21 protein-coding genes and 1 tRNA gene are annotated in these 26,820 nt (G+C 38.5%); 11 read left to right on the forward strand and 11 right to left on the reverse strand.

What is annotated here, in order from left to right:
- Positions 1-25 precede the first annotated feature (25 nt).
- Both QQS40_RS08425 and QQS40_RS08430 read right to left on the reverse strand, forming a co-directional pair.
- Positions 26-1,243, reverse strand: coding sequence for a tyrosine-type recombinase/integrase (locus QQS40_RS08425; protein WP_297569694.1), 1,218 nt, complete (start codon positions 1,241-1,243; stop codon positions 26-28).
- Positions 1,244-1,434: 191 nt separating this feature from the next.
- A tRNA-Val gene (locus QQS40_RS08430) sits at positions 1,435-1,511 on the reverse strand.
- Positions 1,512-1,738: 227 nt separating this feature from the next.
- On the opposite strand from QQS40_RS08430, the gene pyk reads away from it, so the two are divergent.
- The 4 genes from pyk to pgi all read left to right on the forward strand — a co-directional run bounded on the left by pyk (position 1,739) and on the right by pgi (position 7,541).
- Complete coding sequence (gene pyk, locus QQS40_RS08435) at positions 1,739-3,175, forward strand: pyruvate kinase (RefSeq protein WP_329504780.1); 1,437 nt, start codon at positions 1,739-1,741, stop codon at positions 3,173-3,175.
- 148 nt (positions 3,176-3,323) lie between these two features.
- Positions 3,324-4,730 (forward strand): replicative DNA helicase, encoded by a 1,407-nt coding sequence (locus QQS40_RS08440; protein ID WP_329504782.1) that lies wholly within the window; start codon positions 3,324-3,326, stop codon positions 4,728-4,730.
- 23 nt (positions 4,731-4,753) lie between these two features.
- Positions 4,754-5,836, forward strand: coding sequence for an alanine racemase (gene alr / locus QQS40_RS08445; RefSeq protein ID WP_329504784.1), 1,083 nt, complete (start codon positions 4,754-4,756; stop codon positions 5,834-5,836).
- A gap of 55 nt (positions 5,837-5,891) precedes the next feature.
- Positions 5,892-7,541: a glucose-6-phosphate isomerase gene (gene pgi / locus QQS40_RS08450; RefSeq protein WP_329504786.1), complete on the forward strand. Its 1,650-nt coding sequence runs from the start codon at positions 5,892-5,894 to the stop codon at positions 7,539-7,541.
- A gap of 52 nt (positions 7,542-7,593) precedes the next feature.
- Here pgi and QQS40_RS08455 read toward each other — a convergent pair whose 3' ends face one another.
- The 8 genes from QQS40_RS08455 to QQS40_RS08490 form a co-directional block, all read right to left on the reverse strand.
- On the reverse strand, positions 7,594-8,772 hold the full coding sequence (locus QQS40_RS08455) for an MFS transporter (RefSeq protein ID WP_329504788.1): 1,179 nt from the start codon (positions 8,770-8,772) through the stop codon (positions 7,594-7,596).
- Positions 8,773-8,835: 63 nt separating this feature from the next.
- Complete coding sequence (locus QQS40_RS08460; RefSeq protein WP_329504790.1) at positions 8,836-10,293, reverse strand: glycoside hydrolase family 32 protein; 1,458 nt, start codon at positions 10,291-10,293, stop codon at positions 8,836-8,838.
- Positions 10,294-10,357: 64 nt separating this feature from the next.
- On the reverse strand, positions 10,358-11,284 hold the full coding sequence (gene cscK / locus QQS40_RS08465; RefSeq protein ID WP_329504792.1) for a fructokinase: 927 nt from the start codon (positions 11,282-11,284) through the stop codon (positions 10,358-10,360).
- Between the two features lie 75 nt (positions 11,285-11,359).
- Entirely contained in the window at positions 11,360-12,547 is a 1,188-nt protein-coding gene (gene tyrS, locus QQS40_RS08470) for a tyrosine--tRNA ligase (protein WP_005695949.1), read from the reverse strand.
- A gap of 207 nt (positions 12,548-12,754) precedes the next feature.
- Positions 12,755-13,471 carry a DNA/RNA nuclease SfsA gene (gene sfsA / locus QQS40_RS08475; protein ID WP_329504795.1) on the reverse strand — a complete coding sequence of 239 codons (717 nt, stop codon included), beginning with the start codon at positions 13,469-13,471 and terminating at the stop codon, positions 12,755-12,757.
- A 119-nt stretch (positions 13,472-13,590) separates the two neighbouring features.
- Complete coding sequence (locus QQS40_RS08480; RefSeq protein ID WP_329504797.1) at positions 13,591-14,916, reverse strand: ATP-dependent nuclease; 1,326 nt, start codon at positions 14,914-14,916, stop codon at positions 13,591-13,593.
- Positions 14,917-14,967: 51 nt separating this feature from the next.
- Complete coding sequence (locus QQS40_RS08485) at positions 14,968-15,510, reverse strand: AAA family ATPase (protein WP_329504799.1); 543 nt, start codon at positions 15,508-15,510, stop codon at positions 14,968-14,970.
- Between the two features lie 522 nt (positions 15,511-16,032).
- Complete coding sequence (locus tag QQS40_RS08490; RefSeq protein ID WP_329504801.1) at positions 16,033-16,575, reverse strand: SIMPL domain-containing protein; 543 nt, start codon at positions 16,573-16,575, stop codon at positions 16,033-16,035.
- Positions 16,576-16,817: 242 nt separating this feature from the next.
- Between QQS40_RS08490 and QQS40_RS08495 the strand changes: the two genes are divergently transcribed.
- The 4 genes from QQS40_RS08495 to odhB all read left to right on the forward strand — a co-directional run bounded on the left by QQS40_RS08495 (position 16,818) and on the right by odhB (position 22,516).
- Positions 16,818-17,480 carry a Bax inhibitor-1/YccA family protein gene (locus tag QQS40_RS08495; RefSeq protein ID WP_297570029.1) on the forward strand — a complete coding sequence of 221 codons (663 nt, stop codon included), beginning with the start codon at positions 16,818-16,820 and terminating at the stop codon, positions 17,478-17,480.
- Positions 17,481-17,603: 123 nt separating this feature from the next.
- Positions 17,604-18,275: a helix-hairpin-helix domain-containing protein gene (locus QQS40_RS08500; RefSeq protein ID WP_297570027.1), complete on the forward strand. Its 672-nt coding sequence runs from the start codon at positions 17,604-17,606 to the stop codon at positions 18,273-18,275.
- A 149-nt stretch (positions 18,276-18,424) separates the two neighbouring features.
- The gene (gene sucA / locus QQS40_RS08505; protein WP_297570024.1) at positions 18,425-21,232 is read left to right on the forward strand and encodes a 2-oxoglutarate dehydrogenase E1 component; all 2,808 of its coding nucleotides are present in this window, start codon (positions 18,425-18,427) and stop codon (positions 21,230-21,232) included.
- Positions 21,233-21,289: 57 nt separating this feature from the next.
- Positions 21,290-22,516 carry a 2-oxoglutarate dehydrogenase complex dihydrolipoyllysine-residue succinyltransferase gene (odhB, locus tag QQS40_RS08510; protein WP_297570022.1) on the forward strand — a complete coding sequence of 409 codons (1,227 nt, stop codon included), beginning with the start codon at positions 21,290-21,292 and terminating at the stop codon, positions 22,514-22,516.
- Positions 22,517-22,617: 101 nt separating this feature from the next.
- On the opposite strand, the gene cytX is transcribed toward odhB, so the two are convergent.
- Positions 22,618-23,796, reverse strand: a complete 1,179-nt coding sequence (gene cytX, locus QQS40_RS08515; protein WP_329504805.1) for a putative hydroxymethylpyrimidine transporter CytX — start codon at positions 23,794-23,796, stop codon at positions 22,618-22,620.
- Between the two features lie 144 nt (positions 23,797-23,940).
- Between cytX and sucC the strand changes: the two genes are divergently transcribed.
- From sucC to QQS40_RS08530, 3 genes are all read left to right on the forward strand, one after another.
- A complete protein-coding gene (gene sucC / locus QQS40_RS08520) occupies positions 23,941-25,107 on the forward strand; it encodes an ADP-forming succinate--CoA ligase subunit beta (RefSeq protein ID WP_111316014.1) in 1,167 nt (388 codons plus the stop codon).
- Between the two features lie 2 nt (positions 25,108-25,109).
- On the forward strand, positions 25,110-25,979 hold the full coding sequence (sucD, locus tag QQS40_RS08525) for a succinate--CoA ligase subunit alpha (RefSeq protein WP_329504809.1): 870 nt from the start codon (positions 25,110-25,112) through the stop codon (positions 25,977-25,979).
- A 123-nt stretch (positions 25,980-26,102) separates the two neighbouring features.
- The gene (locus QQS40_RS08530; protein WP_128787353.1) at positions 26,103-26,726 is read left to right on the forward strand and encodes an L-threonylcarbamoyladenylate synthase; all 624 of its coding nucleotides are present in this window, start codon (positions 26,103-26,105) and stop codon (positions 26,724-26,726) included.
- The last annotated feature ends 94 nt before the right edge of the window (positions 26,727-26,820 follow it).

Raw genomic sequence — 26,820 nt, forward strand, 5'->3', positions numbered from 1 at the left:
GTAATATTTTTTACACGCCGCTCATTCACACGCTTTCTTTTTCGCATTGCTCCACAAAATCACTCCATAATTGCATCACAGGGCGGCGGAGTTCTACATAATCGTAACGGTTATACGCCTGACTTGTTTTATTCCCAATGCTATGAGCAAGACAACTTTCAGCAATACGGAAATCAACTTGCTGATCTTCTAAAAACGTTCTAGCTATCGATCTCAATCCGTGAGCATCTTGAATCCCTTTGTAACCTATTTTTCTCAATGCGTTAGCTATTAGTTCTTTACTAGCTGATTGGTTAGGTTTGTGGTAGTGAGAAAATACGAATTTGTCATCACCTGTTATAGGTTTCAATTCTTCTAAAATATCCATCATTAAAGACGAGAGAGGAACAATGTGAGGAAATTGCCCTTGTCTTGTTTTTTTCATTTTTTCTGCTGGGATAGTCCATAACTTTTTATCAAAATCAATTTCAGACCATTCAATAGAAACCGCCTCAGCCGGACGAACCATAGAAAGTAATTGCCAGCGGAATAAAACCTTTGTCAGATAATCCCTGTTTGAATTTTTGAAGTCTTGTAATAGTTTCGGTAGTTCTTCCGGTTTGATTGCTGGGTGATGTTTTTGAGGCTCTTTATGGTAAGCATCAGATGCTTTCAAGCAAGAATTAAACGAAATCAATCCTATTGTTACCGCATAATTTAAAATCTGATTAGCGAGGTTTAATAAACGGTGCAGCGTATCATTGAAACCTTTTTCATTTAATGGCCGAACAGTTTTAATCAATAAAGGGGAAGTAATCTGATCGATAGGGTAATTCCCAAGAGTAGGGAATAGATAATTTTCTAATCTTGCCCAATTTTTTTCCATTGTCATAGGCTCAATTTCTTTACTTCTTTTTTCTTTCCAAAGTAAAGCGACTTTATAGAAAGTATTTTCGTTCTGACCGTTTTTAATTAGTTCTTGTTCTTTTATGTATTCTTGCGGATCGATACTTTGAGCGAGTAGGGCGCGATATTCTTCGCGTTTTTGGCGAGCTTGCGCAAGTGTTATAGCTGGATAAGTTCCAATAGTAAAAGATGTGCGTTTATTTGTTACTGGGTGATAATAATTGAAAATCCAAGCCTTAGCACCGGTAGGCTTAATGCGTAAAAAAAGACCGTTACCATCACTTAGATTGTATTCTTTATCCTTTGTTTTCGCCTTATCTACTTCTGTATTTGTGAGCGGTTTAGTAACACGAGGCATCATTTTTCCTTAGTTTTAGTAACAAGATTTTTCGAAGTTTATCACCTTGTTACTAAACTTGTTACTAAAAAATGCGGTTAAAGACAATTAAGTCTGATTAGTGGCGATAAGTAAAAGGGCTGAAAAGCCTTGAAAACACTAGGAAAAACAAAACCCCGCGAGTAACTTCGCGGGGCTGTGTTTAGGGTAAATGGTGCGACTAGCTGGACTCGAACCAGTGACCCCCACCATGTCAAGGTGGTGCTCTAACCAACTGAGCTATAGTCGCACAAAAGATGTGGCAGATGATAAACAGTTTTAAGGATGAAAACAAGTGGATTTGTTTTAAGTTAAGTTTAGATGCTAAAAAAATAACCAATATTTGACTTGAAAAGTCTCGGTAGCTATTTTGATTTTATATTGGTTTAAGCGTATAATGCGCAACGTTTTTCATCTCGGATAAGCCGAAATTAAAAAAGTTTTATTAAAATTGTAACCATTTGTGGAGTTTAGATAATGTCTAGAAAATTAAGAAGAACGAAGATTGTATGTACAATGGGACCTGCAACAGACCGCGATAATAACCTTGAGAAAATTATCGCAGCTGGTGCGAACGTTGTACGTATGAATTTTTCTCACGGTACACCAGAAGATCATATTGAGCGTGCTGAGCGTGTTCGTGCGATCGCGAAGAAATTAGGTAAAACCGTGGCAATTTTAGGTGACTTACAAGGTCCTAAAATTCGTGTTTCTACTTTTAAAGATGGCAAAATTTTCTTAAATGTTGGCGATAAATTTATTCTTGATACGGAATTACCAAAAGGTGAGGGTAATCAAGAAGCTGTTGGTTTAGACTATAAAACTCTTCCACAAGATGTTGTACCAGGCGATATTCTTTTATTAGATGACGGCCGTGTTCAATTAAAAGTGCTTTCTACTGAAGGTGCAAAAGTATTTACTGAAGTGACTGTTGGTGGTCCACTATCAAACAATAAAGGGATCAACAAATTAGGTGGTGGCCTATCTGCAGATGCATTAACTGAAAAAGATAAAGCAGATATCATCACTGCAGCTCGTATCGGTGTAGATTACTTAGCTGTATCTTTCCCGCGTTCAAGTGCAGATTTAAACTATGCACGTGAGTTAGCAAAACAAGCGGGTTTAGATGCGAAAATCGTTGCTAAAGTTGAACGTGCTGAAACTGTCGTTGATGAAGCATCAATGGATGATATTATCCTGGCTTCTGATGTAATCATGGTGGCTCGTGGCGACTTAGGTGTTGAAATTGGTGACCCAGAATTAGTTGGCGTACAGAAAAAATTAATTCGTCGTTCACGTCAATTAAACCGTGCGGTAATTACTGCAACTCAAATGATGGAATCAATGATCAGTAATCCAATGCCAACTCGTGCAGAAGTGATGGACGTGGCAAATGCAGTATTAGATGGTACTGACGCGGTAATGCTTTCAGCAGAAACGGCAGCAGGTCAATATCCAGCTGAAACTGTGGCGACAATGGCACGCGTATGTTTAGGGGCAGAAAAAATGCCTAGCATCAATATTTCTCATCACCGTTTAGATCGTGAATTCAGAGATATTGAAGAATCTGTGGCAATGTCTGCAATGTATGCAGCAAACCATTTAAGTGGTATTGCTGCAATCATTACATTAAGCCACTCTGGTCGTACACCATTATTAATGTCACGTATCAGCTCAGGTTTACCAATTTTTGCACTTTCTCGTGTTCAAGAAACCTTAAACCGTTGTGCATTATACCGCGGCGTGACACCAGTTCATTTTGATGGTGAATCTCGTAGCTCTGCAGGTGCAAAAGCAGCGATTAACCTATTAAAAGAAAAAGGTTATTTAGTTTCAGGTGATCTTGTTTTATTAACACAAGGTGATGAATCAGAAGGCACAACCAATGTTTGTCGTACTTTAACGGTTGAATAATCAACATTCCTGAATAAAAAAGAGCGGTGGATTTTTCCACCGTTTTTTATATCTAAAATATTGAAAATATTGACCGCACTTTTTTCTTAAAACCACCTCGTATTTGCGGTATCATAAGCACAGTTTTTTAGTTTAAATTGAAATCCTTATGGCATCACAACGACAAATCCAATCGTCTGATCAGAAAACTGAACAAGTTAGCATCCCGCCTCATTCCACTGAAGCTGAACAAGCCGTACTTGGCGGCATCATGTTGAGTAATCAACATTGGGACGGTATTGCAGAAAGAGTGATCGCTGAGGATTTTTATACTTTTGCACATAAAGCAATCTTCCAAACCATGGAAGAATTAATGCGTAACCAAACCCCGATTGATTTAATCACCCTTGATCAAGCCCTTAAAGCGAAAGGTATTAGCGATTCGGTAGGCGGTTTTGCTTATTTAGCGGATCTTTCTAATAACACGCCAAATGCCATTAATATTTTGGCTTATGCTGAAATCGTACGTGAAAAAGCGATTTTGCGTGAGCTTATTGCTGTAGGAAATCGTATCGCAGAAAACAGCTATTCTCCGAAAGGCAAAGACATCAAAATGGTGTTGGATGAAGCCGAGAGAGAAGTGTTTGCTATTGCTGAAAAACGCAGTTCTTCAACTGAAGGACCACAAAATGTGATCAGCGTGTTGGAAAGTACCATTGCTCGAATTGACACCTTAAGTAAGCTTGAAAATCATAGTGGTGTGACAGGGGTCACAACGGGCTTTGTTGACTTAGATAAGAAAACAGCAGGGTTACAACCTTCTGATCTTATCATTGTCGCTGCACGTCCTTCTATGGGAAAAACCACCTTTGCAATGAACCTTTGTGAAAATGCCGCCATGGCAAGTGATAAGCCTGTGTTGGTATTCAGTTTAGAGATGCCTGCGGAACAAATCATGATGCGTATGATTGCCTCTCTTGCTCGCGTTGATCAAACCAAAATTCGTACTGGTCAAAATTTGGATGAAACGGAATGGAGCAAAATTGCCAGCGTATTTGGGATGTTTAAGCAAAAAAATAATCTTTATATTGATGATTCATCGGGCTTAACCCCAACGGAATTACGTTCGCGCGCGCGTCGTGTGTATCGCGAAAATGGTGGCTTGAGCATGATTATGGTGGACTACCTTCAATTAATGCGCGCACCTGCATTTTCAGATAACCGTACCTTAGAAATCGCGGAGATTTCCCGTTCGTTAAAAGCATTAGCGAAAGAATTAGAAGTCCCAGTCATTGCACTTTCCCAGCTTAACCGTACGTTGGAACAACGTGCAGATAAACGTCCAGTAAACTCAGATTTACGTGAATCAGGCTCTATTGAGCAGGATGCTGACTTGATTATGTTCATTTATCGTGACGAAGTGTATAACGATAATTCTGAAGATAAAGGTATTGCTGAAATCATTATTGGTAAACAACGTAACGGCCCGATTGGACGTGTACGTTTAGCATTTAACGGTCAATTCTCACGCTTTGATAATCTTGCCGAACAGCGTGAATACAGAGATGATTATTAGGCAAGAGATAACGGATTATAAACATGAACGTAAAACCGGCAACAGCGAAGATCAGTTCGCTTGCCTTAAAACATAATTTACAAGTTATTAAAGAAAAAGCGCCCCACAGTAAAATTATTGCCGTGGTAAAAGCAAACGCATATGGTCACGGCGTGGTATTTGTCTCATCGGCTTTAGAAAGCATGGTGGACTGCTTTGCCGTGGCGCGTTTAGAAGAAGCATTATCTTTACGCTCTAACGGTATTATTAAACCGATCTTATTGCTAGAAGGCTTTTTTGATGAAAAAGATCTGCCTATTATTGCAGTAAATAATATTGAGACGGTGGTACATAACCGCGAACAGCTTGAAGCATTAAAACGAGCCGTAGTACCAAGTCCAATTAAAGTTTGGTTGAAGATTGATACTGGTATGCACCGTTTAGGTGTATCACTTGATGAAGTGAATTATTTTTATCAAGAGCTGAAAAAACTCCCTCAAATTCAACCGCACTTAGGTTTTGTCAGCCACTTTAGTCGTGCTGATGAGTTAAATTCAGATTACACTCAAGTTCAGTTAGATCGTTTTCTTCAAGCTACAAAAAATAAAGAGGGAGACCGAACCATTGCCGCATCAGGTGGGATTCTATTCTGGCCTGAAGCACATTTAGATTGTATTCGCCCAGGGATTATTATGTATGGCATTTCACCAACGAATACTGTCGGCGCAGAATTTGGTTTAATCCCCGTGATGAATTTAACGTCATCTTTGCTTGCTGTACGTGAGCATAAAAAAGGTGAACCTGTTGGCTATGGCGGTATTTGGATGAGTCCGAAAGATACTAAAATTGGCGTGATTGCCATTGGTTATGGTGATGGATATCCGCGTGATGTACCAGAAGGTACGCCAGTTTATCTAAATGGTCGTATTGTTCCTATTGTTGGTCGAGTCTCAATGGATATGCTAACGGTAGATTTAGGCGAAGATAGCCAAGATAAAGTCGGTGACGAAGTGATTTTATGGGGTAAGGAATTACCAATTGAAACGGTAGCTAAATACAGTGGTATTTTAAGCTATGAACTGATTACAAAATTAACGCCTCGTGTTATAACAGAATATGTCGATTAATTGTTTTTGTAAGAAAGCAAAAATGTAAAGAATTCAATTTTAAAAGGAAATATTCATGAAAAACATTAACCCAACCAATACACAAGCTTGGAAAGCACTTGAAGCTCACCAATCTCAACTGGCTCATACCACCATCGCTGATTTATTCAAACAAGAACAAAATCGTTTTAACGATTATTCTTTAACTTTTGAAAATCAAATCTTAGTGGATTTTTCAAAAAATAAAATTAACCAAGAAACTCTTAAATTGCTTCGTCAATTAGCCAAAGAATCGGCATTAGATGAAGCGATTAATGCTATGTTTACAGGCGAAAAAATTAATCGCACAGAAAATCGTGCCGTATTACATACCGCACTTCGTAACCGTTTAAATACACCAGTATATGTAGATGGTAAAGATGTGATGCCGGAAGTGAATGCGGTATTAGCGAAAATGAGAGCGTTCTGTGATCGTGTGATTTCAGGTGAATGGAAAGGTTATACCGGAAAAGCAATTACTGATGTGGTGAATATCGGTATCGGTGGTTCGGACTTAGGCCCTTACATGGTGACCGAAGCGCTTCGTCCTTATAAAAATCACTTGAATATGCACTTTGTTTCAAACGTAGATGGTACACATATCGCTGAAACGTTGAAAAAAGTCAATCCTGAAACCACACTTTTCTTAGTGGCATCTAAAACCTTTACCACACAAGAAACCATGACTAATGCGAATTCTGCACGTGATTGGTTATTGGCGGCAGCGAAAGATAGCAGCGCGGTGGCAAAACACTTTGCTGCACTTTCGACCAATGGTAAAGCAGTAACAGAATTCGGTATTGATACAAACAATATGTTTGAATTCTGGGATTGGGTTGGTGGCCGTTATTCTTTATGGTCTGCAATCGGTCTTTCAATCGCACTTTCAATCGGCTTTGATAATTTTGAAGCACTACTAAGTGGTGCGCATGAAATGGATAAACATTTCCGTACTGCGCCATTAGAAAAAAATATCCCGGCAACATTAGCGTTAGTCGGTTTATGGAATACCAATTTCCTCGGTGCACAAACTGAAGCAATTTTACCTTATGACCAATATTTACACCGTTTTGCGGCGTATTTCCAACAAGGCAATATGGAATCAAACGGTAAATATGTCGATCGTAATGGCAATGTTATCAGTGATTATCAAACAGGCCCAATCATTTGGGGTGAACCGGGTACAAACGGTCAACATGCGTTCTACCAATTGATTCACCAAGGTACGATGTTAATCCCTTGTGACTTTATCGCGCCAGCACAAAGCCATAACCCATTAGGTGACCATCACAGCAAATTGTTATCAAACTTCTTTGCACAAACTGAAGCACTTGCTTTCGGTAAAACCAAGGAAGAAGTTGAAGCCGAGTTTGTGAAAGCCGGTAAATCGTTGGAAGAGGTAAAAGACATTGTGCCATTTAAAGTCTTTACCGGTAACAAACCGACCAACTCTATTTTAGTGCAGAAAATGACACCATTTGTTCTTGGTGCATTAATTGCGATGTACGAACACAAGATTTTTGCACAAGGTGTGATTTTCAACATTTTTAGTTTCGACCAATGGGGCGTGGAATTAGGTAAACAATTAGCGAATCGAATTCTTCCTGAATTGGCAGACAAAGAGAAAGTGACAAGCCATGATAGCTCAACCAATGGATTGATTAATCAATTTAAAGCATGGCGCTAAGATAATGTAAAGTAAAAGGCGGTCAAAAACTGACCGCACTTTTTTATTTTCATTAAACTGATTTGACTTTCCACATACAGGTTACGCTGATAAAAATTAGTGCCACAGCGATATAAAAAATAGAATTGTAATGCCAGATTTCCGCAATCATGCCCGCAAGAGGTCCTCCGATAATCCAGCTACTTTTTGCTGCATTACTGAATAGTGTGGTAGCCGTGCCCATTTTAGTCGGCATTAAATCTTGGAAATACACCATGCCAATGGTAGCGGTGATACCGATAAAAATCGCATTAAGTATTTGTAATCCGATAAGCTGCCAAGTTTGCTCGGCGAATAATAAACTTGAATAGAAGGCAAGACCAGAAACTAAAGCAATCATCATCAAGCGCTTTTTACTGAAATATTTGGTGAGATAGCCCGCAAAAATCATCACAGGAATTTCCAATCCCGCCGCTGTTCCCATTAATGTTCCCGCCAGTTCTTTGTTTAAATGTAATTCATTAATCACAAATAATGGCATATTAATGAGATACATGCTGTTACAGGTCCAAAGCAATAGATTAGCGATGAACAAGTAAATCACACTTTTTCTTGGTGGCGTATTGTCTAAAATCTCTTGATTTTTAACCGCACTTTGACGAGGAATTTTCGGCAATAATTTGCTGACGCCTGCACACAGTAAAAAGGCAGAACCCGCCACCAAATACATGTAATCAAATCCCCAGTTTAACGCAATGAAAAAAGAAAGCGGTGGCCCAACAATCCAAGCCAATGAGATTTGAGTTCGCATAATTGTGGTGAACATCACCGCTTCACGATGACTACTTTCAGCATATTCTCGCGCTAAAGCAAAAGATTGCGGATTAGCGGATGAACCTAGCCCTAATAGCGTTGTACCGATAATAATCAACACATAATAATTTCGGCTATAAGCAAAAATCAGACAGCCAAGCACAGCCATTAAACAGCAAACAATCATCACTTTGCGACGATCATCTTGCTTATCAGAATATTTCGCCAGAATTTGGCTTAAGATAATGCCAATAATGGCATTAACTGAATAGAACAAGCCCACAAAAAAAGGTGAAACTTGAATCTCTTGAGAGAGATATAAACTCAAGGTTGGCGTTTGAAAGGCAGAGGCAATTCCCGTTAAAAAAGCAATCAATAGAAAATTGAATGCTACAAGATTAGATGGTGTTACGTTTTGTTGTTGAACAAACATAGTCATTATTTAATAAAAGAACATAGTTGGAAATAAAAGTGCGGTTAATATTAACCGCACTTGAGCTGATTATTTGTCATAATGAATAGCCGGTAAATAACCGATCGTTAAATCCAATGGACGGCTACTGCTTATTGTATTTTTTCTGTTCTCAATGAAAAATCTTGATGTCATGGCTTTTTCACCATGATTAAAGAAAATTTCAATAATTGAGCGATCAAAGAAAATTTCAACAGTCTGCAGATTTTCAATTTCGCAGAAGCGTTTTGTATTGAATTTCTCCATTAATTCCGTTTGTTCGCTTTGACTGCGATCTAAACAGATCAAGCCATTTTTATAAGATAGGCGCAGTGATTGTCCTTTTTCATTTTGGAAGAAGGTTAAGTCAAAGGCTTGGTTATTTGCCTCAAATTTAACATAGGCACGATCTAAATTGGCAATATCCGCTTTTTCACCAAGATGACGCGCTGAAAGTGCGGTCAGATTTTCGTCTATTTTAGCAATCGGACGTTGATAAATTCTTGTGCCTTCTAAGCGCAATTCTCTTGGCAAGGTTAAAGCCGAATGCCATTTAAATTTATCTGTTGGGTAAGTTAAATCGGGTAAACCAATCCAACCGAAAAGTACGGCATGATTTTGATTATCTAAGCCGCCAAACGTTTGTGGTGCGTAGAAATCAAAGCCCTGATCTAATTCGCCGATATATTCTGCTTCAAAGGTTAAATCTGTTAATTTACCCACAGCATAAGTCGCATGATAATTATTTTGGAATTGATGCGCTTCCCGATCTTTACCTTGTGGCGACCAAATAAAGACATCTTTATCACCGATCTTCAATAGGTCAGGGCATTCCCACATAAACACGTTTTTATTGTCAAAAGCAGGCAAGGAAAGCTCGCCTAATAAGCGAGGCGTATCTTCAAGATTGTCCATTTCAAAAATAATGGCTGTTCCTGTGAGGTTTTCTCGCTGTGCACCACAGATAAAACGGATTTTCCCGTCTTCAGTAAAATACGGTTTAGGATCACGAACATGTTCTGTATAGCCTTCAGGCGCATTTTCAATTAACGGATGTTTGCTAAGCAATTTCCCATTAAGATCGAAAATCGCTAAATTTTGATAAGGCACGCGTTGATTATCACTTGGTCGACGAGTATTGCCGGTATAGAACATGGCCAATTTGTCACCAACTTTTAAAGCGCCACCAGAATAACAGCCGTGAGACTCAAAAAGCTCACAAGGAATCAGATCATCTGCTGATTGATAATGTTGGAAATCTTTCGTGATTAAATGCTTCCAATGTTTCATCCCGTGAATTGCATCGAATGGAAACCATTGGTAGAACAGATGATACTTTTCACCATCAAAGATCAAACCATTCGGATCATTCATTAAGCCGGTTGGTGGGGCAATATGAAAGTGCGGCCGAAAATCTTTGTCTTTTTGCACGCTTTCAGCAATTTCTGCGAGTTCGCCTTTTTCTGCGGCTAGGATGCTTTTATATTTGCCATTATTGAAAATAATCATCGTGATCGTGCCTCGTTAATGTGATCGGGTAAGTAAAAGGTGCAATCATTTGCACCTTTGATCCTTAGTTGGCTAGGAACGCTGCTAATTGTGCTTTATTTGGTAGCGCAGACATCGCCCCTTTTGCTGTAGTAGCAAGGGCACCACAGGCATTGGCTTGACGGATAATTTGCACAAGCACATCGTTTTCTTTCCAGTTTGGATGCTGTGAAAGTCCAGCAAGTAGTCCACCGACAAAGGCATCGCCTGCACCCGTTGTATCAATCGGTTGTAAGGCTTTCCCTGCAATCACATCTTTTTTACCTTCTAAATGATAGAGCGCACCATCTTTACCTAAAGTCACGATAATCAATTTTTCAGGATAAAGTGCGGTCACTTTTTCAAAGGCTTTTTCAAGACTGTCAGTATTAGTCAAAAGCGTTAATTCTTCTTCAGAGAATTTTAATACGTCAGCTAATGCAACGGCTTCCATTACCACGGTTTTCATTTCTTCTAGGCTAGACCAAAGTGATTCACGTAAATTTGGGTCAAAAGAGAAGAAACCGCCACCAGCTTTAATACGGCGAATCGCTTCGAAAGTTGCTTCGCGAGATGGATTATTAATCAGCGCGATAGAGCAGCAATGTAGCCATTCACCTTGTTGGAAAGGCGGTAAATCGCTAGCTTGTAAGAACTGATCTGCACTTGGATTTACCATAAAGGTAAAGCTGCGTTCGCCATTATCTAAACCAACCACAACCGTAGAGGTTCGATGTTGCGGATCTAAAATCATATGTTGCGTATTCACATTTTCCGCATTTAAGGTATCTTGCATAAATTGGCCAAGCGGATCGTTACCTACGCGACCAATAAAGGCACTCGGGCTGCCTAAGCGTGCTACGCCAACAGCCACATTGGCAGGCGCACCACCGGCACAGCGTAAATAATGATTTTCACCGTCAGGAATAAGATCAACAACCGCATCGCCGGTTACCCAGATTTTTTGGCTCATATTATTTTCCCTCTATTGTGGATATCAGTTAAAAAATAACCGCACTTAAAAAGAGCGGTCATTTTCATAGGTGTTTTATGCGATGGTTACGCGTGCAAACTTACGTTTACCGACTTGGTAAACATTCGTGCCTTTTGGTGCATTGGCTTTCATGTCTTCGACTTTTTCGCCATTGATTTTCACACCACCTTGCTTCGCTGAGCGAATCGCTTCAGAAGTAGAAGGAACCAGTCCCGCTTCTTTTAATAAGGTTGCTAAACCAATTTCGCCTTCAAAGGTGAATTCAGGCATTTCATCTGGCATTGCACCTTTTTGGAAACGGTTAATAAATTCTTGTTCAGCCGCCTCTGCCGCTGCTTCATCATGGAAACGTGCAATGATTTCTTTGGCTAATAAAATCTTCACATCACGTGGGTTTTTACCATTTGCTACTTCTGCTTTTAATTCAGCAATTTCAGTGAGTGGACGGAAAGAAAGTAAGTTGTACCAATCCCACATTAATTCATCCGAGATCGACATGATTTTACCGAACATATCGCTTGGTGCATCTGTCACGCCGATGTAGTTACCTAATGATTTAGACATTTTCTTCTCACCGTCTAAACCAACAAGTAATGGAAGCGTAATCGCTACTTGTGGTTTCTGACCAGCTGATTTTTGTAATTCACGACCAACAAGTAAGTTAAATTTTTGGTCTGTACCACCAAGTTCCACGTCAGCTTCTAATGCAACAGAGTCATGACCTTGTAATAAAGGATAAATAAATTCGTGAATTGCGATAGGTTGGTTGTTACCAAAACGTTTTTTGAAATCATCACGTTCTAGCATACGCGCTACGGTATAGTTACTTGCTAAACGGATCATCCCTTCAGTACCCAATTTACCCAACCATTCAGAGTTGAATACGATTTTCGTTTTTTGTGGGTCTAGAATTTTGTAAATCTGTTCTTTATAGGTTTCCGCATTGCGAAGCACATCTTCGCGGCTAAGCGGTGGGCGAGTGGTATTTTTACCAGATGGGTCACCGACCATCCCCGTGAAATCACCGATTAAGAAATAGACTTCGTGGCCTAATTGTTGGAATTGACGGAGTTTGTTTAATACCACGGTATGCCCTAAGTGAATATCCGGAGCAGTAGGGTCTGCACCAAGTTTAATTTTAAGTGGGCGATTTTCTTTTAGTTTTTCGATTAAATCTGCTTCAGAAAGAATCTCATCAGTACCGCGTTTTAGTTCTGCGAGAACGGTATTAATATCAGTCATTCTATTTCCTAATGTTATTTTAATATTAAAGGCTACATTATAGAGAATATGGCTGAAATGAAAAGATTGAGATGAAAAAAAACGCCTATTTGTGGGGAAATAGGCGTGAAGTTGGAGTGATTATCTGTTTGTTTTTGGAATGGCTAGATGATAACTATTATCAAATACCTTGTCAACAACAAAATGCAAATAATTCTCAATTATTTTTTAATCGATGTAAGGTACACTTTCTGTGAGAGAAAGTGCGGTCGGAATGCCATCTGAAATGTCAAATTTTCCCGCATAAGCATAAGCTTCAACGCCCTGAGATTTTGCGTCTTTTAAGAGGCGATCATATTCAGGATCTACAAACTCAGCGATTTTAAAACGATCGAAGCCATCATGTAATCCGGCAAAGAGAACAACGGCGCGATGTCCTTGTTTTTTCATGGCTAAAAGCTCACGAACATGTTTCTGTCCACGAGTAGTCACCGCATCGGGAAACATTCCTAATGTACCTTTTACGAAGGTGATGGATTTCACTTCAACATAGCAATCAGGCAAGCCTTCACCTTTCAGTAAAAAGTCGATACGGCTATTTTCTTCACCATATTTCACTTCAGGATAAATTTCATCATACATAGCGAGTTCTTTGATTTGTTTATTTTGCAAGGCTTCAAAGACTAGCTGGTTGGATCTGTGTGTGTTAATGCAAACAAGTTGGCCATTTGCTAATTGCGTTAATTCCCAACTGTGTGGATATTTTCGCGTTTGGCTATCAGAATAAGAGTACCAAACGGTATCCCCTTTTTCACCACAGCCAGTCATTGCACCGGTGTTTGCACAATGAATCGTGATCACTTCGCCATTTGGTAATTCAATATCAGTTAAAAAGCGTTTATAGCGGCGAATTAATTTTGCGGATTGTAGGGTAGGGAGTTGCATGATTGTTCCTTGTTAAGATAATTAAAATTATATCGTTATGATTTATTTCTAATAACTTTAATGTTAATTATTAAAAAATAAAATGCTGTTTTACTAGTGGAAACAGCATTTTATTTTAGTTAGAATAATGAGTTTATTTGTTTAAATAGATTCTCAAAACGTTCTATTGTTTCTTGACTAAAATCACCCTTCGATAAACCTAGTTTGCTTGCAGTCATTGATGGTCTGTAATGATTATATCGAGATTTTCCAATGATTTTATTTATTTGTTGAATTACTGGTTTATTAGCATCTATAACTGATGCAGCTATATCGTCATATTCATCAAAAGCTGAATTAAAGAACTTCAAATACTCTTCAATACTAAATAGATCCTCTAAATCAGCTATATTACCAACATTTCTAGAAAATTCATTGAAGAAAAGTATGCTTTTGTCTTTAATGATCTTCTGCTCAATAAGACTATTGAGCCTTGCCTTTCCTTTCTGATCAGTAAATGTATCTAATGCACAAACAATATTTAAATTTTGACCTTTTAGCAAAGAAATAAATGATGTAACTTTATCTAATCCACCAACGGGAACAATTGTTATATCGTCCCTTATACCTTGTAGACCAGATTCTTCTAATATAGAAGACATCATTGTTAAATAGATTAAATCTGACACTCCTTCAACCAATAGATTATTTTTATTAATAAAAAGATTTTGAGCTATATCATATCCAAGAGCAGCCTGTAATGGGAATAAAGTATCCGAATCTTTTTCTTCAATGGCATCTTTTATTGTTGTCCCATCTTTTGATTCATATACAGTCCTAACTCTTTCTAAACTATTATGTGGAACCATAAATGGTGAGTGTGTTGTGTATATAATTTGATATTCTTTAGATAAATCATCTAAAAAATTCAATAGATCAGCTTGTGCTGCAGCATGAAGATTTAGACCTGGCTCATCTAATAATAAGATATATTCATTTGATTTATCCTCTTGGATTCGGCTGAACCAAACAATGAATGAAAAGAACCAATTGAATCCTTTACTACGGTTAGACAATGGGAGGCTAATATGATGTTTATCACTCCAAACTCTAATATTAAGATATTTCTTAATATTATTTGGATAGTTACGATTTTCTTCTTTTTCAATATCAAATTGAACTCTTAGCCCAGTATTATTTTTCCAATATTTGAAAATATGTTGAGTAATTTCGCTTGATGTTGCTTCAAGCTCAGCTTTAAAATCCTCATAAGTATCTGGATTTGTTAAATCATCTAAATCAACATCAGCTAATTCTAATAATGCTTTAGCTGTTTTAGCATCCTGAGTTGTAGATGTACCAATAGTTTCTAAATCTATTTTAGATGGTAATTCGTAATACTCATCAAAATACATAAACTTAGGTATAACTGGGTTAAGGTGTTTTTCCCAAATATGTGCAGCCAACCAATTATCCCAATCTAAGTCTGTAAAATAATTATCCTTAATATTATTTAACTATTTAAATAGTTTATATTCCTCAGAGGTTTCTTCAGTGTTTTTATATTCATTAATGGCATTAATAATCTTTTCTTTACTTGTCAATGTTTTAAGGATTCCTAAATTTTGAGAATTCAATTGGTATATATTGCCAATAAACTCTAGAAATTTACTTATATCAATATCTGGATAAGTGATTTTTTTATTATTGTTATATTTAGTTGTAATAGAAAACTCCCATTTGCTAACGACCCCATATCCTAAATCTTTTTCAATTTTGCTAATTTCTTCTTGATTTAGTTGATAAGTGCAAGAAATTGCTTCTCCCACCGCTCCAGATTTGTCATATTTCTTTTTCTCTTTTCTTGGATAATCATGAATTGGATTAAATTTAAAATCATCATCATCAGAAAAGTAATTTGTTTTTGCGATCGCTTCTAAAATAGCTGTTTTTCCAGACTCATTCTTTCCTACAATAATTGTAATATCATTATCAATGGGAAATGATTGGCTTTGGTCATAAGATTTATACTTATGGATAGTGACATTAGTTAGTTTCATATTTGATCCTATAAATATTAATTAATTATATTAAGTATTTAATCTAAATAATTTAAATTTGTGTTAAATTGATTTTATTTATTTCATTAAATCTGAAGTATATTAAAATTATCAGTTCGATATTGTTTGATTTATAACCTTTTAGATACTATCTTAATCGAGTAAGTAAAGCAGATTTTTAATATCTAGATATAGCATCTTGTGTATCACAAAGAAATAATGTTATCTGTAGTGGAAATTTTATTAAATGGCATAACTAGATAATACTCTATTTAATGACGAAATTGACCGCACTTTGTCTTTATGAATGTTTAGTAAATAGTAAATGATTATTCAATGGCATATTCAATGGTCACGACTAAGCGTGCTTTTTTCTCAATCGTGCTTGTGTCGTAGCTACCAGTGTAATCGCTAGAATCATCCGGGTGCTTGAATGTAGAATGGCCCTTGTGAAGCGGATTTTAATACACCCACTTTTACATTGCTGGTTTTCGTAAACTCTTCAGCTCGAACATGTGCATCTTACGTGGCTTTTGAAATTAATTCACGCTTAATTTGTTCAAGATTTTCTAAGTAATAATTAGGATCATCAAAGCTAATGTCTTGGTTGTTGGCAACCAATTGGTGAATATTGGTGAGCGCTTTTTGTAACATAGTCAGTTCTTTGGTTGAAATTCTGATTGCTCTTGAAGCATCAAAGCCATTATCTCTACTTTTGGTTTCACCTTTTTCATTTTCATAATAGTCAGTATGAGTAGAAACATCTAATTCTGTGATTTCTCGATTTTCATCAGCGAAACCTTGAGCTTTAAGGAAACGAACGGCTTCATTCAAGTTTTTCTGATTCGCTGCCATTGCATCATTATATGTTGAACCCCAACCGCTTACACGAATAACCCATGTTCCTTGTGTTGAGGTGTAATGACTTTCGGCCAAGCCTTTAACTGAAATAGAGCCGGTCTGGCGTAAATTTTTAAATTGATTACCTAAGATAAACGCTGATGCCATCAATCCAACTGCAAGAATGATGCCAAAAATAGCGAGATAAGATTTTTTGCTGTTCATATAATGTCTATGATGTGGAATAAATAGAATGCTCATTATAATGTAATTCAGCTTGTTGAGTAAGTTAATTTATTTGCTATAACACATATAGAAAATAACCCTTAAAATTGACCGCACTTTTACCTTCTTAAATTTAAAAATTAAAACAAATTCTTAATTTACCATTGACTTTTTGACCTATAGCCCTTACTTTACGGATTGATGTTTCATCAACTTTATTCTTTGTAAAATAAGGAGCTTTTATGCAATCTCGCATTGTGGTTAATTCACAGGATGAATCACTACTTAGCACACATAAAGTGCTACGTAATACCTATTTCTTATTGGGATTAACGATGGCATTTTCGGCGGTTGTTGCTTATATTTCGATGAGCTTAAACTTGCCTTATCCAAATCTTATTATGTTACTTGTAGGTTTTTATGGTTTACTTTTTGTCACAAATCGTTTAGCAAATAGTGCATGGGGAATCTTGGCTGCATTCGCGTTTACTGGTTTTATGGGCTATACCATTGGGCCAATTTTAAACATGTATGTGGCGAGAGGAATGGAAGATTTAATTATGCTTGCATTCGCAGGTACAGCAATCGTCTTCTTTGCGTGTTCAGCTTATGTGCTTACTACGAAGAAAGATATGTCTTTCCTTTCTACCGCAATTTTCTCATTATTTATCGTGTTATTGTTAGGGATTGTGGCAAGCTTCTTCTTCCAAATTCCGGCACTAGCGGTAGGGATCAGTGCATTGTTTGTGGTGTTCTCAACAATGACAATCCTTTATGAAACCAGCAATATTATTCACGGTGGCGAAACAAACTACATTCGTGCAACTGTGAATATTTATGTGTCAATTTACAACTTATTCATTAGCTTATTAAGATTACTTTCTATCTTCTCAAGCGATGATTAGTCAGTATTAAATTTAAAGCGCTCCTTATTAGGGGCGTTTTTTGTTTTGAACTAATTTTCTGAAGAGAAGTCTTAGCATACAGGTTCGCTTGTCGAGCCTATTAATAACAAAACAGGAGTTTTTATGAAATCTTTAAAATCACTTTTCACATTAACATCACTTGCATTAGCCATATCTGGTTCTGCATTGGCAACGAATACATCTGTATTACCAACAAAAGAATCAGTCGTCACTAATTCAAAATCAATGGTTGAAAGTACAAAAGCTGACGTGAAAAATGCGGCAAATGATAAGCTTAAATCAATGACTGATAGTGCGAGTTCAACGAAATCAACTGCATTAGATAAAGTTAATGCAGCTAAAGAAAAGGCAACTTCTGCAAAAGATGCAGTAAAAGAGAAAGCATCTGCTTTAAAAGAAAAAGCGACAGAGAATAATCAACCGTCCATGAAAGACAAAGCCACTGAAAAATTAAATTCAGTGAAAGATAATGCGAAAGAAAAAGCGTCTGACGCAAAAACAAAATCGGCAGATAAAGTAAAAGAAGTGAAAGAAAAAGCGACTTCAACAAAAGACTCAGCTAAAGAGAAAGTGGCTTCTTCTGCTAAAGTAAATATCAATAAAGCAGATGCGGAAACTCTACAAAAACTTTCAGGTATCGGTGAGAAAAAAGCACAAGCGATTATTGATTACCGTAACAAAGTGGGCAAAATCAAAAGTGCTGCCGAGCTTTCAAATATTGATGGTATAGGTGAAGCTACAATTGAAAAAATCACCCCATTCTTAAGTTTCTAAGAAAACTCAGATAAAACAGACCGCACTTTATGTGCGGTTTTTTTATTGAAGTAGATCACAAAATTGTAACAAAGTGTGATTTGATGATTATTTCTTTTTTTATCCTATGTATAATGAGCAGACAACATCATGTAATACAAGGGGTAGATATGCAGCATTACAGTGCCTTTGATGAGTGGTTGGCTTCAACCGCTTTAGGTGGTTCTAATCAATCGTATATTGAGGAGTTATACGAACGTTATTTAGAAGATCCATCTTCAGTCGATGAAAGCTGGCGTGCCACATTTGATGCATTGCCGAAAACAACCGCAGTAGAGCAACCACATTCACCAGTCCGTGATTATTTCCGTCGTTTAGCAAGAGAAAATACAACAGAAGCCGTGACGGTTATTGATCCAGAAGCCAGTGCAAAATTAGTCAAAGTTCTTCAATTTATCAATGCTTATCGCTTCCGTGGCCATTTAGAAGCGAAACTAGACCCAATCAATTATTATCGCTGGAAAGTCTCCACCGTACCTGAGTTGGATTACCGTTATCACGGTTTTACCGAACAGGATCTCAATGAAACCTTCAATATTAATCACTATGTCTATCATCGCGATAACATCAAATTAGGTGATTTAGCTGAAATGCTAAAAGAGACCTATTGTAGCTCAATTGGCCTTGAGTTTATGCATGTTCAGGATATGGAGCAAAAAAGTTGGCTACAAAGCAAATTAGAGAGCCAATTAAATAAACCGCTCTTTACCAAAGAAGAAAAAATTAATTTATTAAGTGAATTGACCGCTGCAGATGGTTTAGAGCGTTATCTTGGTGCGAAATTCCCGGGGGCAAAACGTTTCTCTTTAGAGGGAAGTGATGCCTTTATTCCATTGATGAAAGAAATTATTCGCCATGCGAGCAAACAAGGCGTAAAAGATGTGATGTTTGGTATGGCACACCGTGGTCGTTTAAACATGTTAGTAAATGTGCTCGGTAAGAAACCCGAAGATCTTTTTGACGAGTTTGCGGGTAAACATTCAAGCGAGCGTACAGGTGACGTGAAATACCACCAAGGTTTCTCTTCTGATTTCGCAGTCGGTGATCGTCGTGTTCATTTAACCCTTGCATTTAACCCTTCACATTTAGAAATTGTTAGCCCAGTAGTTATTGGTGCGGTGCGTTCTCGTCAAACGAAAAAGAACGATACAGAGCGTAATCAAGTATTAGCGGTTACTGTTCATGGGGATTCTGCGGTAGCGGGACAAGGTGTGGTACAAGAAACCTTGAATATGTCTAATGCACGTGGTTATACCGTTGGTGGCACAATCCGTATTGTGATCAATAACCAAATTGGTTTCACCACCTCTAACCCAAATGACACCCGTTCAACAGAATATTGTACTGATATCGCGAAAATGATTCAGGCTCCGATTATTCATGTAAACGGTGATGATCCTGAAGCGGTCGCTTTTGCTGCGAGAATGGCGGTGGAATATCGCAATTTATTCAAACGCGATATTTTCATTGATCTGATTTCTTATCGTCGTCATGGTCATAATGAGGCGGATGAACCATTAGCCACTCAACCAATGATGTATAGCATCATTAAAAAACATCCAACGCCACGTAAAGTCTATGCGGATCGTTTAATTGCTGAAGGGGTGATGACTGAAGAAGAAGCCATTGAAATGATGAATCTCTATCGTGATGCCTTAGATAATGGCGATCGCGTAGTGAAAGAATGGCGAGAAATGGATACTGCTCAAATGGATTGGTTGCAATATCTCAACTATGACTGGACATCCCCTTACGAAAGTAAATTCCCACAAGAACGTTTCCAAACTTTAGCGGAGCGTGTTAGTGAATATCCAGAAACCTTGCGAGCTCATCCTCGTGTCGAAAAAATCTATGCTGATCGCCGTGAAATGGCAAAAGGCGAGAAATTGCTCGATTGGGGTATGGCGGAAACTATGGCATACGCAACCTTATTAGATGAAGGTGCTAATGTTCGTTTATCGGGTGAAGATGCGGGACGTGGTACGTTCTTCCATCGTCATGCGGTTGTGCACAATCAAAATGATGGTACAGGCTATGTGCCATTAACGCATTTACATGCCAACCAAGGTCGTTTTGAGGTGTGGGATTCAGTATTATCCGAAGAAGCCGTATTGGCTTTTGAATATGGTTATGCAACGACAGATCCAAAAACATTAACCATTTGGGAAGCACAGTTTGGTGACTTCGCAAACGGCGCACAAATCGTGATTGACCAATTTATTAGTTCTGGTGAACAAAAATGGGGCAGAATGTGTGGCTTAGTAATGCTATTACCACATGGTTATGAAGGCCAAGGTCCAGAGCACTCATCTGCTCGTTTAGAACGTTATTTACAACTTTGTGCTGAACAGAATATGCAAGTGTGTATCCCATCTACACCAGCACAGGTTTACCACATGTTACGTCGTCAAGCGATCCGTAAAATGCGTCGTCCATTAATTGGTATTTCACCAAAATCTTTATTACGTCATCCACTTGCCGTGTCAAGTTTAGATGAATTAGTAAATGGCACATTCCAAACAGTCATTGGTGAAATTGATAACATCGATCCGAAACAAGTTAAACGCGTAGTCCTATGCTCAGGTAAAGTGTATTACGATCTCTTGGAACAACGTCGAGCGAATAACCAAACAGATGTGGCGATTATTCGAATTGAACAGCTTTACCCATATCCACATGAAGATGTGAAGAAAGCATTAGAGCCTTATGCTCATGTGACGGATTATGTATGGTGTCAAGAAGAGCCATTAAACCAAGGCGCTTGGTATTGTAGTAAGCATAACTTTGATAGCTCGCTTCCAGAGCATGTGAAGTTAAAATATGCAGGTCGTCCTGCCTCTGCTTCACCAGCGGTAGGTTACATGTCTTTACACACCAAACAGCAAAAACAATTGGTAGAAGACGCGCTGACACTGTAAAAGTGCGGTCAAAATTTCAGTAATTTTTAAAGAAAGAATAATTTAAAGGAAAATAAAATGACAATCGAAATTCTTGTTCCAGATTTACCGGAATCCGTTGCGGATGCAACTGTTGCAACATGGCATAAAAAAGTTGGTGAAGCAGTAAAACGTGACGAAGTATTAGTGGAAATCGAAACAGATAAAGTGGTACTTGAAGTGCCCGCATTAAACGATGGCGTAGTGGCTGAAATTCTTCAAGAAGAAGGTGCAACGGTAGTAAGTAAACAGCTTTTAGGTAAACTTTCAACCCAACAAGCGGGCGATATTTCAACTGAAACAGTGAAAGACAATGAGCCAACACCAGCCGATCGTCAAAGAGCCGCCATTGAAAATAGCCATAACAATTCAGCGGATCAAGGTCCAGCTATTCGTCGTTTATTAGCTGAACACGATTTAGATGCAGAGAAAATTCAAGGCTCAGGTGTGGGTGGTCGTATTACCCGTGAAGATATTGTGCGTGAAGTGGCAAAACGTGATGCTCAAAAAGCGAAACAAGATGTGGCGACAGAGCAGAATACTATTAGCACCGTGGCATATAGCTCTCGTTCAGAAAAACGCGTACCGATGACTCGCTTACGTAAACGTATTGCGGAACGTTTATTAGAAGCGAAAAATACCACCGCAATGCTCACCACATTCAATGAAGTGGATATGCAGCCGATTATGAAATTACGTAAAACATACGGCGAGAAATTTGAGAAACAACATGGTGTCCGTTTAGGCTTTATGTCTTTCTACATTAAAGCTGTAGTTGAAGCATTAAAACGTTATCCTGAAGTGAATGCTTCAATTGACGGTGATGACATTGTGTATCATAACTATTTTGATATTAGCATTGCTGTTTCAACGCCGCGTGGTTTAGTAACACCTGTATTACGCAACTGCGATAAACTCAGCATGGCGAATATTGAAAAACAAATTAAAGCACTAGCAGAAAAAGGCCGTGATGGTAAATTAACGGTTGAAGATTTAACAGGCGGTAACTTCACCATTACCAATGGTGGTGTATTTGGTTCTTTAATGTCTACACCAATTATCAATCCACCACAAAGTGCAATTTTAGGTATGCATGCCATCAAAGAACGTCCGGTTGCGGTAGATGGTCAAGTCGTGATTCGCCCAATGATGTATTTGGCATTATCTTATGACCACCGTTTAATTGATGGTCGTGAATCCGTCGGCTTCTTAGTGGCGATTAGAGACTTATTAGAAGATCCAACTCGTTTATTATTAGAAATCTAAGCACATGGGCTTTTCTCTTTTGAGGGGAAAAGCCTTTTTTACATTGATGTGAATAAAAGGGCGGGAACAATGCCTGCCTTTCTATAGTTAAAATCCGATCTTTATTTAGTTATTTTGCGTACTAAGATTGCTAAGATAAAGGTAATGATGATAACAGGGAAAGTTAGACCTAAATCGGTTTCCCAACCTTTTGTCATAAGGAAACGATAGAGTACGAAGCCGACAAACCAAACGCCGAGTCCGATACTATCAACAGATTTTTTAACATCATGCTGTTTAAGCACAAAGAAATCAGCGATAAGCACAGCGATCATTGGCGCGAATACTGAACCAATAAAGAACAAGAAATGTTCGTATTCTGTCACTGGTAAGGTTGAGGCTAATATAATGCCTACAATCACGGTAAGTACGGAGATTGGCGTGACTTTTAATTGAGGGAAAATGTTGTTTAAACTCATACCGGTAGAATAAGCGGGAAGTGCAGTGTTAATCATGGTAGAGGCGATGACAATTAATACACCAATAACACTTACACCAGCAAGGGAAAGAATTTGTGAGATTTCAGATTTACCGGTCACTAATGCTGCACCTAAGCCGAGAGCATACATCCAGCAGCTGGTCGCGGTATAAGTTAGCGTTGAAAGTGCGGTCGTTTTAAATGGTGTTTCGCTGTTCTTCGTGTGGTCAGATACTACTGGTAACCAAGAAAGTGGCATGACGGTAGCAATTTCTACAGCAGTACCAAATTTAATATTTTGTGCAACGTCCATGGCAATAAATGGTTTATTAGCTACTTGAATACTTAGCCACAGCATCAGTAAAAACATGGTGACAAGTGAGAGGCTTTTGAAGATACCTAATTTAGTGAAGCCGAGTAGTAGCCAAAGTATGATGAGTATGCCTAAGCCAAGTGTAAGGAATGGAAAGATGGAAGCATCAGCTGTTTGATTTAAGATAGAAATGACTTCAGCCCCCATATAAATCATGACAGCAGTCCATCCCATAAGTTGCATGGCATTGAGTAAAGAGAAAAGGGCAGAACCTTTTTCACCAAATGATATTTGTACCGTTTGCATGGCACTTTTTTGGGTTTTTGCACCGATGTAACCTGCACAGAAAAACATCGAACCACCAATAAAGTGCCCAACGACGATGGCAATTAAACCTTGTTGCCACCCTAGAGGAGCAAACCAAGTACCAGTGAGAATTTCTGCCATTGAAATAGCAGCAGTAAACCAAATGAGTGCAATCGCAAGATTGTTTGATTTTTTTGTTTGCATGTTGTTATCCTTAACATGGATTGTGGTTATTCTGGCTCAGTATATAACTCAATATGTAAAGAGCAAGCCCAGAATTTAAAATAAAACAAAGTGCGGTCAAATTTTTGTTTGTTTCGCTAAACAACATCAAAATAGGAAGGAAATATGAATTTACATGAGTACCAAGCCAAGCAGCTTTTTAAGCAATATGATCTGCCTGTGAGTGAAGGTGTCGTATGTCAAACAGCAGATGAAGCTGAAATGGCGCTCTTTCAGCTGAATGGCGATGTTTGGATAGCGAAATGTCAAGTTCACGCAGGTGGACGTGGAAAAGCTGGTGGTGTGAAACTTGTACATAATACCGAAGAAGCGCGTGCTTTTGCGGATAAATGGCTTGGACAGCATTTAGTGACCTTCCAAACCGATAAAAAAGGCCAACCCGTTAATAGCATTTATATTGAAGAAACCTGCCAGATTGATAAAGAACTCTACTTAGGTGCGGTGATTGATCGTGCTTCACAGAAAGTCGTTTTTATGGCGTCTTCAGCTGGTGGCATGAATATTGAAGATGTTGCAAGAGAAACGCCTGAGCTAATCCATAAAGTCGCCATTGATCCTTTGGTTGGTGGAATGCCATATCAAGGTCGTGAATTAGCCTTTAAACTTGGCTTAAGTGGCGAGCAAAATAAACAATTTGCTGCTATTTTTGTGAAATTATCGCAGCTTTTTATCGAAAAAGATTTTTCTTTAGTTGAAGTGAATCCACTCGTGGTGACAAAAGAAGGTCACTTAATTTGTCTCGATGCGAAAGTAGGCATTGATGATAACTCACTTTATCGTCATCCTGATTTGTTAGCCTTACGAGATTTAAGTCAAAGTGATTCACGTGAAGCAGAAGCAGAAAAATATCAGCTAAACTATGTCGCCTTAGAAGGGGATATCGGCTGTATGGTTAATGGCGCTGGACTAGCCATGGGAACCATGGATATCGTGAAATTATATGGCGGTAATCCAGCAAACTTCCTTGATGTTGGTGGCGGTGCAACGAAAGAGCGTGTCGCAGAAGCCTTCAAAATTATTCTCACGGATAAAAATGTGAAATCTGTCCTAGTGAATATTTTTGGTGGAATCGTACGTTGCGATCTTATTGCTGAAGGGGTCGTTGCAGCGATTCAAGAAATCGGTGTGAAAGTGCCCGTTGTGGTTCGATTAGAAGGAACCAATGCTCCACAAGGCAGAGCAATTTTAGCAGAAAGTGGTGTGAATTTAATTGCAGCGCATACTTTACAGGAAGCTGCACAAGCGGCAGTGAAAGCGGCAAAAGGAGAATAATCATGGCGATTTTAATTAATAAAGAAACAAAAGTAATTTGCCAAGGTTTCACCGGTGCGCAAGGGACATTTCATTGCGAGCAAGCATTGGCTTATGGCACAAAGTTAGTCGGTGGGATTTCACCGAATAAAGGCGGAACAACGCACTTAGGTTTACCGGTATTTAATACAGTGCGTGAAGCAGTAAAAGCGACGGGCGCTACGGCAACCATGATTTATGTGCCAGCACCATTTTGTAAAGATGCGATTTTTGAAGCCATTGATGCAGGAATTCAGTTAGTAGTTTGTATTACAGAAGGTATTCCAACATTGGATATGTTGTTAGTGAAACAAAAATTAAATGAAACGGGTGTCGTGATGATAGGGCCGAATTGCCCAGGCGTGATTACACCAGATGAATGCAAGATTGGTATTATGCCAGGCAATATCCATAAAAAAGGCAGAGTAGGGATTGTTTCTCGTTCGGGTACTTTGACCTATGAAGCGGTACAACAGACAACAGATGAAGGTTTCGGTCAATCTACTTGCGTAGGGATCGGCGGCGATCCTATCCCAGGATCCAACTTCATTGATATTCTAAAACGCTTCCAAGAAGATCCTGAAACTGAAGCTATCGTGATGATTGGTGAAATCGGTGGCTCTGCGGAAGAAGAGGCGGCATCATTCATTAAATCTCATGTAACAAAACCTGTGGTGGCTTATATTGCAGGTGTGACAGCGCCAAAAGGCAAGCGTATGGGACACGCAGGCGCGATTATCAGTGGTGGAAAAGGAACGGCAGAAGATAAAATTGCTGCACTTGAAGCAGCTGGCGTGAAAACGGTGAGAAGTCTTGCTGAAATCGGTTCAGCCCTCCGTGAATTATTGAAATAAAATACTTAAAAAATGGACCGCACTTTGGATTCGTTTTCAAAGTGCGGTCGTTTTTTATAACAAATTCTTATAACCTGCATCTAAATCGGTGTATAATCTCGTCAGTTTTTTAAGGACAAAATTATGAGCCAATTTTTCTATATCCATCCTGAAAACCCACAAGCGCGTTTGATTAATCAAGCGGTAGAAATCTTGCGTCAAGGTGGTGTCATTGTGTACCCGACAGATTCGGGCTATGCCTTAGGCTGTATGATAGGTGATAAACATGCGATGGAGCGTATTGTTGCAATTCGTAAATTGCCAGAAGGGCATAATTTTACGTTGGTATGTAGCGATTTATCCGAGCTTTCAACCTACGCAACGGTGAGTAATTCGGCTTACCGTTTAATTAAAAACAATACGCCGGGGCGTTATACTTTTATTTTGACGGCGACGAAAGAACTTCCACGTCGATTAATGACCTCAAAACGCAAGACCATTGGATTGCGTGTGCCAGATAACCAAATTGCTTTGGATTTATTGAGTGCATTAGGTGAGCCAATTCTATCTTGCTCACTGATGTTGCCTGATAATGAACATATGACTTATTCCGATCCAGAAGAGATTCGTGAATGTTTAGAACGTCAAGTGGATTTAATTATTCATGGTGGCTATTTAGGTCAAGAGCCAACAACGGTGGTAGATTTAACGGAAGAATCGCCAGTGATTTTACGTGAAGGAAGTGGTAGTACCGATCCTTTCATTTAACTTATTTTAGACGCTTGGGAAAGCGACAAAGGAAAACAGATGAAACCTATTCAAAAAACAGTCAGACAAGAACGTGAAAAACAAGCGGGAAAGC

Source organism: Haemophilus parainfluenzae (assembly GCF_036288925.1).
Classification (GTDB): Bacteria; Pseudomonadota; Gammaproteobacteria; order Enterobacterales; family Pasteurellaceae; genus Haemophilus_D.

What these genes read in the sequence shown, in the direction of transcription:
- cytX (WP_329504805.1), bottom strand. Translation starts at nt 23,796, where the DNA reads ATGCAAACAAAAAAATCAAACAATCTTGCGATTGCACTCATTTGGTTT.
- QQS40_RS08485 (WP_329504799.1), bottom strand. Translation starts at nt 15,510, where the DNA reads ATGAAACTAACTAATGTCACTATCCATAAGTATAAATCTTATGACCAA.
- tyrS (WP_005695949.1), bottom strand. Translation starts at nt 12,547, where the DNA reads ATGACTGATATTAATACCGTTCTCGCAGAACTAAAACGCGGTACTGAT.
- alr (WP_329504784.1), top strand. Translation starts at nt 4,754, where the DNA reads ATGAACGTAAAACCGGCAACAGCGAAGATCAGTTCGCTTGCCTTAAAA.
- QQS40_RS08455 (WP_329504788.1), bottom strand. Translation starts at nt 8,772, where the DNA reads ATGACTATGTTTGTTCAACAACAAAACGTAACACCATCTAATCTTGTA.
- QQS40_RS08500 (WP_297570027.1), top strand. Translation starts at nt 17,604, where the DNA reads ATGAAATCTTTAAAATCACTTTTCACATTAACATCACTTGCATTAGCC.
- QQS40_RS08530 (WP_128787353.1), top strand. Translation starts at nt 26,103, where the DNA reads ATGAGCCAATTTTTCTATATCCATCCTGAAAACCCACAAGCGCGTTTG.
- sucC (WP_111316014.1), top strand. Translation starts at nt 23,941, where the DNA reads ATGAATTTACATGAGTACCAAGCCAAGCAGCTTTTTAAGCAATATGAT.
- QQS40_RS08490 (WP_329504801.1), bottom strand. Translation starts at nt 16,575, where the DNA reads ATGAACAGCAAAAAATCTTATCTCGCTATTTTTGGCATCATTCTTGCA.
- QQS40_RS08460 (WP_329504790.1), bottom strand. Translation starts at nt 10,293, where the DNA reads ATGATTATTTTCAATAATGGCAAATATAAAAGCATCCTAGCCGCAGAA.
- QQS40_RS08440 (WP_329504782.1), top strand. Translation starts at nt 3,324, where the DNA reads ATGGCATCACAACGACAAATCCAATCGTCTGATCAGAAAACTGAACAA.
- pyk (WP_329504780.1), top strand. Translation starts at nt 1,739, where the DNA reads ATGTCTAGAAAATTAAGAAGAACGAAGATTGTATGTACAATGGGACCT.
- QQS40_RS08495 (WP_297570029.1), top strand. Translation starts at nt 16,818, where the DNA reads ATGCAATCTCGCATTGTGGTTAATTCACAGGATGAATCACTACTTAGC.
- sucA (WP_297570024.1), top strand. Translation starts at nt 18,425, where the DNA reads ATGCAGCATTACAGTGCCTTTGATGAGTGGTTGGCTTCAACCGCTTTA.
- QQS40_RS08425 (WP_297569694.1), bottom strand. Translation starts at nt 1,243, where the DNA reads ATGCCTCGTGTTACTAAACCGCTCACAAATACAGAAGTAGATAAGGCG.
- cscK (WP_329504792.1), bottom strand. Translation starts at nt 11,284, where the DNA reads ATGAGCCAAAAAATCTGGGTAACCGGCGATGCGGTTGTTGATCTTATT.
- sucD (WP_329504809.1), top strand. Translation starts at nt 25,110, where the DNA reads ATGGCGATTTTAATTAATAAAGAAACAAAAGTAATTTGCCAAGGTTTC.
- pgi (WP_329504786.1), top strand. Translation starts at nt 5,892, where the DNA reads ATGAAAAACATTAACCCAACCAATACACAAGCTTGGAAAGCACTTGAA.
- odhB (WP_297570022.1), top strand. Translation starts at nt 21,290, where the DNA reads ATGACAATCGAAATTCTTGTTCCAGATTTACCGGAATCCGTTGCGGAT.
- sfsA (WP_329504795.1), bottom strand. Translation starts at nt 13,471, where the DNA reads ATGCAACTCCCTACCCTACAATCCGCAAAATTAATTCGCCGCTATAAA.